Raw genomic sequence first — 16,974 nt, 5'->3', positions numbered from 1 at the left:
GCCCACCCTAATTTTACGGTTTACTTAGCGCCCACTGGCATCCCCAAAAGATCTTCAATCTTGGGCATTTGCTCCAGGGGAATGACCCGGCCAAAGTCCTCAAAATTATCAATCTCATTGAAGTTGAGGTAACGGTAAAGTTCACCTTCAAACGGGGCAACTTTTTCCGCCACGATCGCCAGGTATTCTTCCACTGTGGGAATTTTACCTAGGAGAGCACAAACGGCGGCCAACTCAGCGGAACCGAGATAAACCTGGGCACCTTTACCCATGCGGTTATTGAAATTACGGGTAGAGGTGGAAAAGACCGTTACTCCATCTTCCACCCGGGCTTGGTTACCCATGCAAAGGGAACAACCGGGCATTTCTGTCCTGGCTCCGGCCGCTGCAAAAATGCCGTATATACCCTCATCCCGCAACTGTTGCTCATCCATGCGGGTGGGGGGACAAATCCAAAGCCGCCCCTTCACCGTTCCGGCCCCTTCGAGGATTTTGGCCGCCGCACGGTAATGGCCAATATTAGTCATACAAGAACCAATAAACACCTCATGGATGACATCTCCAGAACATTCCGACATCAGCTTGACGTTATCGGGATCATTGGGGGCCGCCACAATGGGTTCCTTGATTTCATTGAGGTTAACTTCGATCACATCGGCGTATTCCGCATCGGCATCGGCGGACATCAAGCTGGGATTAGCCAACCACTCCTCCATCTTGGCAATGCGTCGTAATAGGGTACGGGCATCCTGATAACCCCGGGCAATCATATTTTTCATCAGCACCACATTGGAGCGCAGATATTCCGCTACGGTTTCTTCGCTCAGCTTAATGGTGGAGCCGGAACAGGAACGCTCAGCGGTGGCATCGGTCAACTCAAACGCTTGTTCAACTTTCAGATCCGGTAATCCTTCCATTTCCATGATCCGACCGTTAAACACATTGATTTTGTCCCCTTTCCCCACGGTGAGTTTGCCCTGTTGCATAGCCACCCAAGGAATGGCGTTGACAATGTCCCGCAGGGTGACCCCCGGTTGTAGTTCCCCCGTGAATTTGACCAAAACCGATTCCGGCATATCCAACGGCATTACTCCCAAGGCTGCCGCAAACGCCACCAGACCAGAGCCAGCAGGAAAGGAAATTCCCAAGGGAAAACGGGTATGGGAATCCCCGCCCGTACCCACCGTATCAGGCAGCAACATACGATTGAGCCAGGAGTGAATAATGCCATCCCCTGGTTTGAGGGCCACGCCCCCCCTGGTGGAGAAAAAGTCTGGCAGATCTTTATGGGTTTTAATATCCACGGGTTTAGGATAGGCGGCGGTATGACAGAAGGTTTGTAGAGTCAAATCTGCATTAAAACCAAGGCAAGCTAGTTCCTTCAACTCATCCCTGGTCATGGGGCCAGTGGTGTCTTGGGAACCCACGGTGGTCATAATCGGCTCACAGGAAGTGCCGGGACGAATACCGTCTACGCCGCAGGCCTTACCCACCATTTTTTGGGCGAGGGTGAACCCTTTGCCGGTGTCAGCAGGGGCAGTGGGACGCACAAAGAGCGTGGAGGGGGATAATCCTAGGGCTTCCCTGGTTTTATCAGTTAAAGCACGACCAATTAAGAGGGGAATACGGCCACCGGCCCGCACTTCATCCAAGATGGTTTCCGGTTTGAGTTGAAAAGTACTGAGGGTTTCTCCAGCCTCGTTGGTGATTTTGCCTTCCTGGGGGTAAATGGTGATCACATCCCCGGTGTTGAGTAGGTTAACGTCGCACTCAATGGGTAATGCACCGGAATCTTCGGCAGTGTTGAAAAAGATGGGGGCAATTTTTCCTCCCAGAATATAGCCGCCGGCCCGTTTATTGGGCACAAAGGGAATGTCGTCGCCAATATGCCAGAGCACCGAGTTAATGGCGGATTTACGGGAAGAGCCAGTACCCACCACGTCGCCCACATAGGCCACAGGATGGCCCTTCTGCTTGAGTTCGGCAATGGTTTGCAGACCGTCGGGCATTTTTGATTCCAGCATGGCCAGGGCATGGAGGGGAATGTCCGGGCGGGTAGTGGCGTGGGGAGCGGGGGAAAGATCGTCGGTATTGGTCTCACCGGGAACCTTAAAAACAGTAACGGTAATACTTTCGGCAACTTCTGGTTTATTAATGAACCAAGCCCCTTCGGCCCAAGCGTCAATCACCTGTTTGGCGTAGGCGTTGGTGTCGCTCAAATGGAGCACATCGTTAAACGCATCAAAGACTAGCAGGGTTTTGCTCAGGGCTGTGGCGGCCGCACTGGCTATACTAGTATCTTTCGATTTGAGCAGTTCGATTAGGGATTGAACGTTATACCCGCCGATCATGGTTCCTAATAAGTCCACCGCCCCTTGGCTACTAATCAAGGGACAGGTTACTTCGCCTTTGGCGATCGCCGTGAGGAATCCCGCTTTAACGTAGGCGGCCTCATCTACCCCAGGGGGAACCCGGTCCTGGAGTAACATTAACAATTCTTCTTTTTCCGCTTCGGGGGGATTTTTCAGCAGTTCACAGAGTTCTGTGGTTTGCTCGGCGGTGAGGGGCAGGGGGGGGATGCCTAACTTTTGGCGATCGGTAGCGTGGCGACGGTAGTCTTGCAACATAGGACGGTTCTCTTTCCGGCAATATTAGTTCATGGTCGACGGTGAATATTCTATTTTATGCAGGGGAACGGGATAAGTTACCGACAAACGGTTTGGGGCATGGCGGCAGAAGGACGATGATGTTTGGCGAGATGGCGGGGAATTGCTTAGCATTGTTGGACAAGTGCCAATTTTTCCTGGGTTTAATCTTCTCTCTGGTTAAACTCCGCCAATAAACCAGGAACCAAATGGCAACCAGCAAATTTCAAGCTTAATTTTTGGCTTTTTGGACAATTGTGTAATGTGGCAATCTCTGCAAAATCAACTGTATTTCCTCCAGCAATGGGCCGATCGCCTGGTGGTGGAACAACTGGGGCAACTAACTCCCCTTAGTTTACTTATCATCCTGCTAGCGGGACTGGTCACTAGTTTGACCCCCTGTTTACTTTCCCTTTTACCTTTAACCATTGCCTACATTGGTGGTACCGCCGACGGCGATCACCTGCAATCATTCAAACAATCCCTCTGGTTTGCTCTGGGGTTGGCCATTACCTTGGCTAGCTTGGGGCTGGGGGCGGCGGCCTTGGGTAAAATCTATGGACAAATTGGCCTTGGGTTACCCATTTTGGTGAGCGTAGTGGCCATTTTAATGGGATTAAACCTGTTGGAACTATTACCCCTGCGGTTTCCTAGTTTGGGGACAACGGATTGGATTAAAGACGATTTTCCCCCGGCATTGAGGGCCCTATTGGCAGGGCTAACCTTTGGGCTAATCGCCTCCCCCTGTAGTACTCCCGTGTTGGCCAGCCTGCTAGCTTGGGTGGCTAGTCGCCAAGATCTATTACTGGGCAGTGGTCTTTTGTTGGCCTATACCGTCGGTTACGTCACCCCCCTCATTTTGGTTGGCCTGTTTGCTGGCAGTTTAAAACGGTTGTTGCAACTGCGCCAATGGTCTGGCTGGCTCAATCCCATTAGTGGCACAATTTTGCTCAGTTTTGGGGTCATTACCCTCCTCTCCCGTCTCCCCCTGGGACAGTGGTTGTCATAGAGTCCTCCCCCGCACCCTAACCAATGCCAGGTTAATTTCTGTGTTAAAATATTTATGGTAGTTTTAACTATAAATATTCCAGGAGTCCCAAAATAGTGTTTACCGCCGTTGCCCCACCCCAAGAAACCCAGCCCCGTGACCTCGTGGGGGCTATTCAACAGTTGAAAAAAGAGTTGAATGCGGTAATTTTGGCCCACTACTACCAAGAAGCGGCCATCCAAGACATTGCTGATTACTTGGGGGATTCCCTGGGGCTATCCCAACAGGCGGCCAGCACCGATGCCGATGTGATTGTTTTTGCTGGGGTACATTTCATGGCGGAAACGGCCAAAATTCTCAATCCCCATAAGTTGGTACTTTTGCCGGATTTAGAAGCGGGCTGTTCCTTGGCGGACAGTTGCCCTCCCCAGGAATTTGCCGAGTTTAAACAACGCCACCCTGACCATTTGGTGATTAGCTATATCAATTGCACAGCGGAAATTAAAGCCCTGAGTGACATTATCTGCACCAGCTCCAATGCGGTGAAAATTGTTCAACAATTACCCCAGGATCAAAAAATAATTTTTGCCCCCGATCGCAATTTAGGTCGTTATGTGATGGAGCAAACCGGGCGAGAAATGGTGTTGTGGCAGGGTAGTTGCATTGTCCATGAAACTTTTTCGGAACGGCGTTTGCTGGAGCTGAAAGCCAAATATCCCCAGGCAGAAATTATTGCCCATCCCGAATGCGAAGAAGCTATCTTGCGCCATGGGGACTTTATTGGCTCCACCACTGCGTTACTCAATTATTCCCACCAGTCCCAAGGTAAGGAATTTATTGTCGGTACGGAGCCTGGCATTATTCACCAAATGGAAAAGCTTTCCCCCTCTAAGCAATTCATTCCCCTGCCCAATAACAGCAATTGCGAATGCAACGAATGTCCCTATATGCGTTTGAATACCCTAGAAAAACTCTACTGGGCTATGAAACGGCGATCGCCGGAGATTACCTTACCGGAAGCCACCATGGCGGCGGCCCTGAAACCGATCCAGAGAATGCTGGCCATGTCCTAATGGTGGCATAACCAGGCTCCGAGATGGTCAACCAGATAGGCTAGTATGGTGGTCGAGAAGCTATTGATTGTGAGGGCGATGATGACTGCCAAGTTATCCTGGGTAGGCCGAAAACTGTTCTTTCCCCTGTTCCTGAGCGGCTGGATGGTGAGTTGTAGCCCCCTCAATCCCTTTGGCTTAGCTCAGGAATATTTGGACATTGCCAAGCTAGAAGAAATTTCCAATCAGCGCACAGTTAATGTCCAGGGCATTGTGGTCAATGTGGCTCCATTTTTAGAAGGGGGCGCTTACCAAATCCAAGATAAAACTGGAAGGGTGTGGGTCAAAACCGATCGCCAGTTACCCCGCAAAGGCACAGTGCTGAGCATCCGGGGAGAAGTAGCCTTTGAACCCATTTTCATTGGCCCCGAAAAACTGGGGGAATCTTATCTGGTGGAAACCACCGCCCCGAATCCCCAAGCCACCGCTAGCAATGACGGCCCTGATACCAGTGTCCCCGCCCAGGAAACTCCCACGGCAATCGCCCCAACAGAAAGCACTACGAACCTTGCCGTTATTGAAGAAACAACCACAGAACAAGCGGAACCGGGTGGGACAACGGAAACAACCCAGGTAACCGAAGAAGTAGTGGAGGAAGTAACCACCACGGAAACCCCAGCCTCTTCTGATACGGCCGCTAACCTCATGCCTCCTGCTAATTCTAGTGGCAATACCACCACCCCCATTCCAGTGGCCAATCCGGAAGCGCCCCGCCCGATCGCCGACTCGGCCACCGCCCAGCCCCCTAGTCAGGCCAGACCAAATTTTGACGACCAGTTTCTGCCCCATAAACGCCTCCGCAAATAGGTTGAAGGAGCAAAATAAAACCCCCTTCTAGATCAAGACGCTGGGACTTTGGTAAAGCTTTCTGCCGCCGCCGTCTATTTAGCTGGTTTGGATGCCTGAGGTCGGCTTGAGGTAGGTGTATTGCAACAAACTGCGCTCGTAATTTTCCAGCAGTAGTTGGGATTCCTCCAGGCTCATACGTTTATCCTCCATGGCCTGCTCACAGTAGCGGCGCATATTCTCCAGCAAATCTTCGGGATCGTACTGCACATAGCCCAATACTTCGGCAATGGTATCCCCCCGTACTAAATGTTCAATTTGATAACCTTTAGGATTCATTTGAATATGCACCACATTGATATCACCAAATAAATTATGTAAGTTACCCATGATTTCTTGGTAGGCTCCCACCAAAAACATACCTAAATAGTAGGGCTCCACCCTGGGGGGAGCATTTTCCTGTGCTACTTCCAGTAAAGGATGAAGTTCTAGCACCGATTTAACATCCCGCAGGTCAATAAATCGGTCAATTTTGCCGTCGCTGTCACAGGTAATATCCGCTAGAATGCCACGCTGGGTGGGTTCTTCATCCAAACGATGGATGGGCATGATGGGAAAAAGTTGGTCTATCGCCCAGGAATCTGGAGCCGATTGAAACACTGACATATTGGCATAGTAAATAGAAGCTAGGTTAACTTCTAAGTTTTCTAAATCATCGGGGACATATTCCTGCTGACGACAAATTTGTAAGATTTTATGGCAACAGGCCCAATAAATTTCCTCTGCCTTAGCCCTTTCTTTCAGCCCTAAATAACCAAAGTTAAATAAACTAATGGCTTCCGTTTTAAACTGTTCCACGTCATGGTACGCCTCTTGGTAATTATCCACCGTAATGGTTTCCCAGGTTTCCATCAAATTACGCAAAATGGCATGGTCTTTGGCCTTCACCTTGGGCAAAGGGGGATTAATATCGTTAGTGGCCACAATGTCGAAAATGAGCACCGACTGATGGCTGGCGATCGCCCGGCCACTTTCACTAATCAGCACCGGACAGGAAACTTCAGCGGCCACACAGGCATCCTGCACCGCTGAAATCACATCGTTAACGTAATTCTGGATGTTGTAATTTTTGGAAGCATAAAAATTGGTTTTGGAGCCGTCATAATCTACCCCTAGGCCGCCCCCCACATCGAGATAGCGCATATTGCCTCCCAGCTTGGCCAACTGCACAAAAATTTGGCTGGCTTCCGTCATCGCTTCCTTAATCACAGAAATGGAAGAAATCTGGGAACCGATGTGGAAATGGAGCAATTGCAGACTATCTAGCATATCCGCCTGCCGCAGTTGGCCGATCGCCGTTAGCATCTCCGGGATGGTCAAACCAAACTTAGCTCGATCGCCGGTGGAAATGCCCCAACGGCCCATGCCCTGGGTACTAAGCTTGGCCCTCACCCCTAAAATTGGTTTAATACCCAGATTGCGGGAAATTTCTATGGCTAAAGCCACTTCTGCCACCTGCTCCACCACAATAATGGGTCGATGGCCCAGACGACGGGCTAACAATGCGGTTTCAATATATTCTCGATCCTTGTAACCATTACAAATTAGTAAAGGCTGATTTTGCTGATCCGGCTCTGGATTTTCCTGGGGCTGGAGCATGGCCAGGGCAATCATCAATTCCGGTTTAGAACCGGCTTCCAAGCCAAAATTGTAGGGAGTGCCATAGCGCACCAGGGATTCCACAATATGGCGATGCTGGTTGCATTTAATGGGATAAACCCCCCGGTAGGTGTTGGGGTAGCGGTACCGGGCAATGCCCCGGGCAAAGGCCGCATTGAGGCGATTAATACGGTCGGCCAAAATATCGGAAAAGCGCAACAGTAAGGGTAAACCAATATTTCTTTGCCTCAAACCCTTAACCAGTTCGTACAGATCCAACGCCCCCCCATGGTCAGCCTGGGGAGACACGGTGACATGGCCCGCCGCATTAATGGAAAAATAGGGCTCCCCCCAACCGGTAATGCGGTAGAGGTTTTCACTGTCGTCAATGGTCCAACGACGGTCGGCGATCGCCTGGGGAGCCGCATCAGTTTCCCCCGCCTGAGTGCTGTCGGTTAACTCCGGCATTGCCATGACGTTTAGTTCTAGTTCGATTGACTGCCCTTCCATGGCTTGCCCCAAGAAAAAATAACTGCTTTCGATTGTTACATTCCTCCGACAGAATCTAGCATAGAATAGCTTCGGCAAGGCTTTCTTCTGCCATAGCTTAAACGGATGTTAACCTGACCGTCGTAATTAATTTGTATGCCCAACCCTTCTTTCCTGCCCCCAGAAACAGACCACCAAAGATTGCAAGAAATTTGGGAAGATAGCTTGGCCATGCAGTACTTGATGCCGTTGGCAGGCAACTATTTGCCTTGGAGTGGCTATGCCCTCCGCCCCAGTGGATTGGTACAAATTCTCAACACGATTTTAATTCGCAAACACCTATCCATTGTGGAATGCGGTGGTGGAGTATCTACGTTGTACATTGCCCGTTTATTTCGTCGCAATGGTTTGCAGGGCCGACTCCACTGTATTGAAAATAATTTGGATTGGTTAAATTTTTTGCAGGATGCATTGGCGAGGGAAGAGTTGACCACCTACGTCCAGCTTATCCATGCCCCCTTGGAACCCTGCGAACTGGCCTTGGGCAATGGGGAGTGGTACGATCGCCAGAAAATCCGTCACCAGTTACCCGCTAGCAAAACCATTGATTGTCTGTTGGTGGACGGACCGCCGGCCTACCAAGAAGACATTCAATATTCCCGTTTTCCTGCAGTGCCTTTCTTCCAAAGTCAGTTGGCTCCCCACAGCACTATCATTTTGGATGACATTAACCGAGCTGGGGAGCAGGAGATTCTAACCCGTTGGCAAGCATTGCTCAATGTTAGTTTTGATAGCTCCATTGGCAACGTGGCGATCGCCCATTTGTAGATCCGGGGTTAAGTTCAAAAAGCTCCCTGATCCCCCAAGTTTAGGAGCAAGCCGGATGAAAGTCCGTCAGTGTTGAAATATTGAGGATGCGAACTAGGACTTTGCCCCCAGGCTTCCAAGAAGCAAAATGCTTTACACCGTTGGACTAGTTCAGCAAAATTAAATTTGCCCCATAGATTAATCCTAATCTTCCGCTATGAAATCCCCCCAGGCTCAACAAATCCTAGACCAGGCCCGCCGTTTGCTCTACGAAAAGGCTATGGTCAAAATTAATGGGCAATATGTGGGCACCGTGGCGGCTATTCCCCAATCGGATCACCATGATTTGAACTATACGGAGGTTTTCATTCGGGACAATGTGCCGGTGATGATCTTTTTGTTACTGCAAAATGAAACGGAAATTGTCCAAAACTTTTTGGAAATTTGCCTGACCCTCCAGAGTAAGGGCTTTCCCACCTATGGCATTTTCCCCACCAGTTTTGTGGAAACAGAAAACCATGAACTCAAGGCGGACTATGGCCAACGGGCGATCGGTCGGGTTTGTTCGGTGGATGCGTCCCTCTGGTGGCCCATTTTGGCCTATTACTACGTGCAAAGAACCGGCAATGAAGCTTGGGCTAGGCAAACCCATGTGCAGTTGGGGCTACAAAAGTTTTTAAACCTCATTCTCCATCCAGTGTTTCGGGATGCGCCGACTTTGTTTGTGCCGGACGGGGCCTTTATGATTGACCGTCCCATGGATGTGTGGGGAGCGCCCCTAGAAATCCAAACCCTGCTCTACGGGGCCCTAAAAAGTGCGGCGGGGTTACTATTAATTGACCTGAAAGCGAAGGGTTATTCGAGCCATAATGACCACCCCTTCGATAGCTTTACTGTGGAGCAGAGTCATCAGTTTGACCTGAGTGTGGATTGGCTGAAAAAACTCCGCACCTATCTGCTCAAGCATTACTGGATTAATTGCAACATTGTCCAAACCCTGCGTCGCCGTCCCACGGAACAGTACGGTGAAGAAGCCAGCAACGAACATAATGTCCACACCGAAACTATTCCCAACTGGCTCCAGGACTGGCTCGGCGATCGGGGGGGTTATTTAATTGGTAATATCCGCACAGGCCGCCCCGATTTTCGCTTTTTCTCCCTGGGCAATTGCTTGGGGGCAATTTTTGATGTCACTAGTTTGGCCCAGCAACGTTCCTTTTTCCGTTTGGTATTGAATAATCAGCGGGAACTGTGTGCCCAAATGCCCCTGAGAATTTGCCATCCCCCCCTCAAAGATGACGATTGGCGCAGTAAAACCGGCTTTGACCGCAAAAATTTACCCTGGTGCTATCACAATGCCGGCCATTGGCCCTGTTTATTCTGGTTTTTGGTGGTGGCAGTGCTCCGTCATAGCTGTCACTCCAACTACGGCACAGTGGAGTATGCGGAAATGGGTAACCTCATCCGCAATAACTACGAAGTGCTTTTGCGCCGTTTACCCAAACATAAATGGGCCGAATATTTTGATGGCCCCACGGGCTTTTGGGTTGGGCAACAATCCCGTTCCTACCAAACCTGGACTATTGTGGGTCTATTGTTGGTACATCATTTTACGGAAGTTAACCCTGACGATGCTTTGATGTTCGACCTGCCTAGTCTGAAAAGTTTGCATCAAGCGTTGCATTAAAATCCCTTCTTAATTTATTTTTTGCCCAATTCTTGGGAACGGCGAAAGGCGGCCCGCACAGCTTCGATGACCGCAGAACGGAAACCCATTTTCTCCAGCACTGCCACTCCAGCAATAGTGGTGCCCCCCGGACTGGTGACCTTATCCTTAATTTGGGCGGGGTGTTCCCCGGTGTCTTTGATTAACTGGGCCGTCCCCAACACCGTTTGCAAGGCCAATTTTTGGGCGATCGCCCTGGGTAATCCGGCCAAAACGCCACCGTCCGCCAGGGCTTCGATCATCAAAGCGACGTAGGCTGGGCCCGAACCGGAAACCCCCGTCACCGCATCCATTAAATTTTCCGGCACTTCCACCACATTGCCCACCGCCGAAAAGATGGCTTTGGCCTTGGCTAACTGATCCGGCTCCACTATTTTATTAGCGGCGATCGCCGTCATACCGGCTCCAACAGTAGCGGGGGTATTGGGCATGGCTCGGATAATGGCGTGGTCAGGAAAGCCTTTTTGAATTCTTTGCAGAGAAACCCCGGCCAAAATGGAAATCACTAAGGGACGGTTAGCTCCTCCCGCTAAGCTGGCCAGCACCCGGTCTAGTACCTGGGGTTTGACTGCCAACAGCAGCACTTCAGAAACATTGGCCGCCTCTTGGTTATCGGGGGAAACTCTAACTTGATAGGTTTTTTGGAGATAATCCCGCCGGGCACCGTGGGGCTCCCCCACAATTATTTCCTCCGGGGCGTAGGTTTTTTCTGCAATTAAGCGGCACAGGATGGCCTCCGCCATTATCCCGCCGCCGATGATACCGAGTTGAATGGACACTGTAATTTAGGCTGTTCCCAATAGTATTCAGAATTATACCTTGAACCCCCAACCCCACCGATCCTATGGCTAAGTCGGGGAGACAGGGAGTTGGTAAGGTTCATTACTCAATTCATTAATCGGGAAATTGATCAGGTTGCACTAGGTAATAAACCGTTATGGCGCAACAGGGGAGCAGTTTGCGGTTGTCGCCCCCGGAATTTTTCAAAAACCACTGCGGGGGCTAAGCTTCCCCCCAAGGCCAACACCGTTTCCCGAAAACGCTTACCCGTGGTTTGCACAGCGGTTTCATTGTCCAAACCCACCTCTTCAAAGGCGGCAAAGGCATCGGCACTGAGCACTTCCGCCCATTTATAGCTGTAGTAACCGGCGGCATAGCCCCCAGCAAAAATGTGGCCAAAGGAGCAGAGAAAGGCATTTTCCGGCAGGGAAGGCAAAATGGTAGTAATTTTCGCCAGGCGATCGCCAATTTGCTCAATGGTTTCCGGGCCATTGGGACGATAGCGATGATGCAATTCCAAATCCACCAGGCTGAAATTAATCTGCCGGAGCATAGCGGAACCGGTCATAAAGTTGCGGGTGGCAAGGATTTTTTCGTATTCCGCCTGGGGTAAAGTTTCCCCGGTTTGGTAATGTTTGGCCAAGCTAAACAGGGTGGTGGGGTCATAGCACCAATTTTCCATAAATTGGCTGGGCAATTCCACCGCATCCCATTCCACGTTATTAATGCCCGCCGCACCGCTGTAATTAACCGTAGTCAGCAAATGTTGCAACCCATGGCCAAACTCATGGAACAAAGTGGTGACTTCGTAAAAGGTCATCAAACTGGGTTTGTCCCCCACCGGCGGCGTTTGGTTACAAATCAAGTAGGCTACCGGCAGACGGAGGGATTTTTGACCATCTATCAACTCTTGACCCCGGTTTAAGCAATCCGCCATCCACGCACCGCCCCGTTTTTCTGCTGGGCGACTGTAGGCATCCAAATAGAAATTGGCGATCGCCATACCCGATTCATCTAGCACTTGGAAAAATTGCACATCGGGGTGCCAGACCGGAACCGGATCTACACTGGGTTGAATAGTTACCCCAAATAACCTTTTTGCCAGAGAAAATAAACCTTCCAACACTTGGGGCAGGGGAAAATAGGGCCGCAGAGCCTCCGCATCAAAATCAAATTCCTGTTCTCGTTGCCGTTCCGACCAGTAGGCAATGTCCCAATGGTGTAGTTCTTCCACCCCAGCAAATTTTTTCAAATCAGCAAATTCCTTTTCCGCCGCCTTGTAACTTGGGAGCCGTAACTCCTCCAACAATTTTTCCACCGCCGCCACATCGGGGGCCATTTTGCGGGACAAACTCAACTCCGCATAGGTGTCAAAATCCAACAACTGCGCTTTTTCCAGTCGCAATGCCAAAATTTTTTCAATCAAGGGATGGTTATCCCACTGTCCATCCGCCGCCCGACGAATAAAGGCACGATAAACTTTTTCCCGGAGATCCGCCCGCTGACTATATTTCATAAAGGGAAGATAACTGGGATAGTCCAAGGTAATTACCCAGGGCCCATCTTCTGGAGTAGCCTTTTCTTCTCCCTTTTGTTGTGCCGTTTGGGCCGCCAGGGCTAATAAACTAGGGGGTAACCCGGCAATTTCCTCTTCAGTCGTTAATTTCAATTCAAACGCTTGGCTGGCGTCCAACACATTATTGGAAAATTTCGTGGCCAGTTCCGCCAATTCCAACTGGATTGCATTGAACCGTTCCCGTTTTTCCCCCGTTAAGCCGACACCGCCTAATTCCGCTTCCCGGATATTGCTTTCCACAATGCGTTGCTGGGCCGGCTCCAATGTGTCCCACTCGGCACTATTTCGCAGGGCCACAAAGGCTTCATAAAGGGGACGACTTTGCCCCAAACGACTAATGAAACCCACCACCAAAGGTTGCACTTGTTCAAAGCCATGGCGCAGTTCGGGGCTATTTTTCACCCCCATCAAATGGGAAATGGTGCCCCAAGTCCAACTCAGTTTTTCCTCCAGGGCCGTTAGTGGTTCCACCAATCCTTCCCAGGTGGGTTGCACAGACTGTTCCAACTCGGTCAATTGAGCTTCTAGCTCCTGCACCAGGGTGGTCACCGCTGGCTCCACGTCAGTGGCTTGAATTTTGTCAAAGGCAGGTAAACCCCGGCCTTGAAGGAGAGGATTGGCAACGGCGGCAGTAGTCATAGGGAAATATGGTCGAAGATTTTGACGGAAGGGAAAGCCCCACAACCAATGGTGGGTAATGCTCCTAGATTAACAATCGTCAGGAATATTTTCAGGGCGCGGAACCGCACTTGACAAACAGAAGTGTGTGTCTGTCTGTCAGTAAAATATGAAAATGTTAGCTGTTACGAACATTAAAACTTTAAATGTAAATATTTTGCAATATTTAGGGTTAACCGTACTTAAATAACTGGAGGCTGGGCTAGAATTACTTCTATAAAAATTCGTATAGTTGTGGGTAAAAACTATGCCAGTAGGACAAGACTTTGTAGAACAACTCAGAAAAGTTAGAGTAAGTAAAAAAGTAATAACCAGAAAAATTGGTGATGTCATATCTGATTTTCAAAGTGCAAAAATTATAATCCCTACTTATCAAAGAAGTTTTGTTTGGCCAATAGATAAGCAAAATCGTTTTATTGAATCTATTTTTATGGATATACCAATTCCTCCACTTTTTTTCCTAGAAAAATATGATGAAGAAAAGGAAATGGTTGTGTATGAAATAATTGACGGAGTTCAAAGAATAACGACTCTTTGTAATTTTATAAATGGACAGCTCAAACCTTCTGATCTTGAAAATTTGCCTCATCTAAATCAAGCTAAATTTCAGACATTACCAGCTAATATTAGTAATTTGTTTTTTGAAAGAGAGCTGACTAATGTAGTTATAGAGAGTAATACACACCCCGAAATTCAATTTGAAGTTTTCGGGCGACTTAATATGGGATCAGTATCTCTAAATTCCCAAGAGCTAAGAAATTGTATGTTTCATGGAGAATTTAATGATTTCCTGAAAGATTTAAATAAAAACAGAACTTATAGGGAACTTCTAGACGCATTTCCCAGGTTGAAACCTGCTCCAGAGGGAAAGCCAGATAAAAACAGAATGTTTGATGTTGAACTAATCTTGCGCTTATTTACTTTATATGATTTCTATAACCAGCAAACTAAGCAGTATCCAGAATCAAGAAGTGAAATTTTAAATGATTACATGAGGAAGCGGATTGACAATGACCCATCTGTTTCTTCACAGGAAGAACTAGAGAGTTTATTTATCAGACTTCTTGAAATGGTGAAAATTTGCTTTAATGGCAATCAATTCAAAAGCTTTAACGTCAAACCTTCAAAAAATTATGCTTCTTTTTCCAAACAGCTAAACGCAGCAGTGTTTGACGTTCAAATGCTGGGTTTTGTTGATTATCAAATTAATGAAATACTAGATAAAGCTGAAGTTATTTACGACGCTTTTATAGATTTATGTTCTTTTGATCGGGATTTTTCAGATTCTATCATAAGGTCAACTAATTCAAAAGTAAATGGGCGTTTAACACCTTGGAAACAAACACTAAAATCAATAGTCGAAAATTATGATTCTTATTTGTCCGAGTTTTTAGAAAAGAAGGAAGCCTTTAATTCAACGCCCATCTGCAAGGTATCAGGGGAAGAAATTTTAAGCTTTGAAGAATGTGATTACTGCGATGGAAAAATTTATCATAAGAGTAACTCTCCTAAATTAGAACTTCGTCGTTCTTCAACAAGAAATTCGATGAAAACAGATGCTATAGTAAGTTTCGGTCAAAAAGAGCTAGAATATTCAACTCTTGAAGAAGCAATACAATTTTTAATCGATCATATATCTGAAAAAATTCTGAGCTCTGACGACCCCCATCATATTGAGCGATTAAAGTCGCTGAGCTTTATAGGAACATCAGATGAATTACTGGAAAGAATTCCAGCAGGCAGGAGCGGCAAACGCATAGCAAAGATGGGTGACTTATACGATTCTAACCGGCACAGGCTTTACATCAATATATCTGGGGGAAGAAAGGAAAATATTGATAACTTTAATCAACTCTTTTCACTATTTAGTTTTACCCAAGACGTGAAAATCAAGTAACTTGCGATTTAAGCCGGAACAGTGACGGTTTTCGTGCCAGCCAGATTAAAGGCACTGTGGGCCGCTTTCAGGGCATCCACTCCCCGATCCTGGGGCACCACACAACTAATTTTAATTTCCGACGTGGCAATCATTTCAATGTTGATATTTTCCTTGGCTAGAGCAGCAAAGAAATGGGCCGCCACCCCCGGATGACCAATCATGCCGGAACCGACAATGCTGACTTTGGCAATGGCTTTGTTCACCACTACGGCCGCATCTAACCAATCCTTCACCAAGGGTTGCAAAATTGCTTCGGCCTGATGGCTGTCCCCTTCTGCCACCATAAAGGCAATGTCTCGACAGGGGGTGCCCGCATTAATGCGACAGCGTTGGGATTGGATAATCATATCCACACTGATGTTTGCTTCCGCTAGGGCGGTGAACAGTTGGGCAGCCATGCCAGGGCGATCGGGTACGTGGCGAATGGCAATTTGGGCTTGGTCTTGGTCCAGGGCTACCCCCCGCACCGCCGGTAAATGGGAAGTGTCCGTTTGGTTCTTGGGAGGAGATAGGGTTACCCCAAAGGCGTTGGACAAAGCGGCGATCGCCCGGTCTGCGTCCCGTTGATCAATGACACAACTAACTTTCACTTCGGAAGTGGAAATCATTTCAATGTTGACCCCCACATCGGCTAGGGTTTTAAACATTTTGGCGGCAATGCCAGGGCGACCAATCATACCGGCTCCCGCAATGGCGATTTTGGCTATGCCTTTTTCGACAATAATTTCCGCTTCTTGATCCGCTTCAGGGTAACTGCGTAAAGCTGGAGCAATGGCGCTGGTGATGGCCTCGGCGGTGCCCAATAGGTCTTTGACAACGGTGAAGGCAATGTCATTACTGTTGCCGTCGTGGATGGATTGAATGATCAAATCAATATCCACCTGCTGTTGGGAAATGTCCCGGAATAATCGGGCCGCTACCCCCGGGCGATCGGGCACTCGCAACAGAGCGACTTTGGCTTGATCGGCGTCGTATTCCACCCCATCCACTGCTTTGGCAATTTCAAGCCCTACCAGGGAACGGTTTTGCACCGGGGGAGCCACCACCCTGGTACCCGGTTCATCACTCCAACTAGAACGCACCACCAAAGGAATGCCATAATTGCGGGCAATTTCCACCGCCCGGGGATGGAGTACCTTGGCCCCCAAACTGGCCAATTCCAACATCTCATCACAGGTGATTTCCGCCATGAGTTGAGCTTCGGGCACCAGACGGGGATCGGTGGTGAGAATACCGGGGACATCGGTGTAAATTTCGCAAAAATCCGCCTTCAACGCCGCCGCCAGGGCCACTGCAGAAGTGTCTGACCCCCCCCGCCCTAGGGTTGTAATTTCCAAATGCTCCACACTGCTAATGCCCTGGAATCCAGCCACTACCACCACTTTTCCTTCCTGTAGATGGCGCTCTAGGCGATCGGGACGAATTTCCAGAATGCGGGCCCGGCTATGTTCGGCTTCGGTTACGATGCCCACCTGGGCTCCGGTGAGGGAAATGGCGGGTTGGTCTATTTCCTGCAAAGCCAAGCTTAATAGGGCAATGGAAACCTGTTCCCCGGTGGAGAGTAACATGTCCATCTCCCGACGACAGGGGTTGGGGGAAATTTGCTGGGCTAAATCCACCAACACATCGGTGCTTTTGCCCATGGCCGACACCACCACCACTAGGGAGTTTCCACCCTGTACAGTCCGCTTAATACGTTGGGCCACCGCTTGAATACGCTCCACAGTGCCAACGGAGGTGCCGCCAAATTTTTGAACGATTAGTGCCATGGTGATTTCGGGATAGGGCC

The 16,974-nt window shown here is 49.0% G+C and carries 11 protein-coding genes; 6 read left to right on the top strand and 5 right to left on the bottom strand.

Annotated elements, in window-relative coordinates; genetic code table 11:
• Window positions 1-20: 20 nt before the first annotated feature.
• Window positions 21-2,627: a bifunctional aconitate hydratase 2/2-methylisocitrate dehydratase gene (gene acnB, locus IQE94_RS12780; RefSeq protein ID WP_223342084.1), complete on the bottom strand. Its 2,607-nt coding sequence runs from the start codon at window positions 2,625-2,627 to the stop codon at window positions 21-23.
• 280 nt (window positions 2,628-2,907) lie between these two features.
• Between acnB and IQE94_RS12775 the strand changes: the two genes are divergently transcribed.
• The 3 genes from IQE94_RS12775 (at window position 2,908) to IQE94_RS12765 (ending at window position 5,552) form a co-directional block, all read left to right on the top strand.
• The gene (locus tag IQE94_RS12775; protein WP_212721259.1) at window positions 2,908-3,654 is read left to right on the top strand and encodes a cytochrome c biogenesis protein CcdA; all 747 of its coding nucleotides are present in this window, start codon (window positions 2,908-2,910) and stop codon (window positions 3,652-3,654) included.
• A gap of 95 nt (window positions 3,655-3,749) precedes the next feature.
• Entirely contained in the window at window positions 3,750-4,706 is a 957-nt protein-coding gene (gene nadA / locus IQE94_RS12770) for a quinolinate synthase NadA (RefSeq protein ID WP_212721268.1), read from the top strand.
• Window positions 4,707-4,784: 78 nt separating this feature from the next.
• A complete protein-coding gene (locus tag IQE94_RS12765; RefSeq protein ID WP_223342083.1) occupies window positions 4,785-5,552 on the top strand; it encodes a hypothetical protein in 768 nt (255 codons plus the stop codon).
• A gap of 78 nt (window positions 5,553-5,630) precedes the next feature.
• On the opposite strand, the gene speA is transcribed toward IQE94_RS12765, so the two are convergent.
• On the bottom strand, window positions 5,631-7,700 hold the full coding sequence (speA, locus tag IQE94_RS12760) for a biosynthetic arginine decarboxylase (RefSeq protein WP_212721272.1): 2,070 nt from the start codon (window positions 7,698-7,700) through the stop codon (window positions 5,631-5,633).
• A 135-nt stretch (window positions 7,701-7,835) separates the two neighbouring features.
• Here speA and IQE94_RS12755 point away from each other — a divergent pair, with 135 nt between their 5' ends.
• Both IQE94_RS12755 and IQE94_RS12750 read left to right on the top strand, forming a co-directional pair.
• Entirely contained in the window at window positions 7,836-8,507 is a 672-nt protein-coding gene (locus IQE94_RS12755; RefSeq protein ID WP_223342082.1) for a class I SAM-dependent methyltransferase, read from the top strand.
• A 196-nt stretch (window positions 8,508-8,703) separates the two neighbouring features.
• Window positions 8,704-10,173, top strand: coding sequence for a glycoside hydrolase 100 family protein (locus IQE94_RS12750; protein WP_223342081.1), 1,470 nt, complete (start codon window positions 8,704-8,706; stop codon window positions 10,171-10,173).
• Window positions 10,174-10,187: 14 nt separating this feature from the next.
• On the opposite strand, the gene proC is transcribed toward IQE94_RS12750, so the two are convergent.
• Both proC and IQE94_RS12740 read right to left on the bottom strand, forming a co-directional pair.
• Window positions 10,188-10,991: a pyrroline-5-carboxylate reductase gene (gene proC, locus IQE94_RS12745; protein WP_223342080.1), complete on the bottom strand. Its 804-nt coding sequence runs from the start codon at window positions 10,989-10,991 to the stop codon at window positions 10,188-10,190.
• A gap of 131 nt (window positions 10,992-11,122) precedes the next feature.
• Window positions 11,123-13,207, bottom strand: coding sequence for a M3 family metallopeptidase (locus IQE94_RS12740; RefSeq protein WP_223342079.1), 2,085 nt, complete (start codon window positions 13,205-13,207; stop codon window positions 11,123-11,125).
• A 286-nt stretch (window positions 13,208-13,493) separates the two neighbouring features.
• On the opposite strand from IQE94_RS12740, the gene IQE94_RS12735 reads away from it, so the two are divergent.
• Window positions 13,494-15,143, top strand: a complete 1,650-nt coding sequence (locus tag IQE94_RS12735) for a DUF262 domain-containing protein (RefSeq protein WP_212721282.1) — start codon at window positions 13,494-13,496, stop codon at window positions 15,141-15,143.
• 8 nt (window positions 15,144-15,151) lie between these two features.
• Here the strand turns inward: IQE94_RS12735 and IQE94_RS12730 are convergent, their stop codons facing one another.
• Window positions 15,152-16,954: an aspartate kinase gene (locus IQE94_RS12730; protein ID WP_223342078.1), complete on the bottom strand. Its 1,803-nt coding sequence runs from the start codon at window positions 16,952-16,954 to the stop codon at window positions 15,152-15,154.
• Window positions 16,955-16,974: the final 20 nt, after the last annotated feature.

This window comes from Synechocystis sp. PCC 7339 (assembly GCF_019924095.1).
In the GTDB taxonomy this organism is placed as follows: domain Bacteria; phylum Cyanobacteriota; class Cyanobacteriia; order Cyanobacteriales; family Microcystaceae; genus Synechocystis.
Note: the sequence above shows the minus strand (reverse complement) of the source record. Positions and strands in the feature narration are given on the sequence as shown.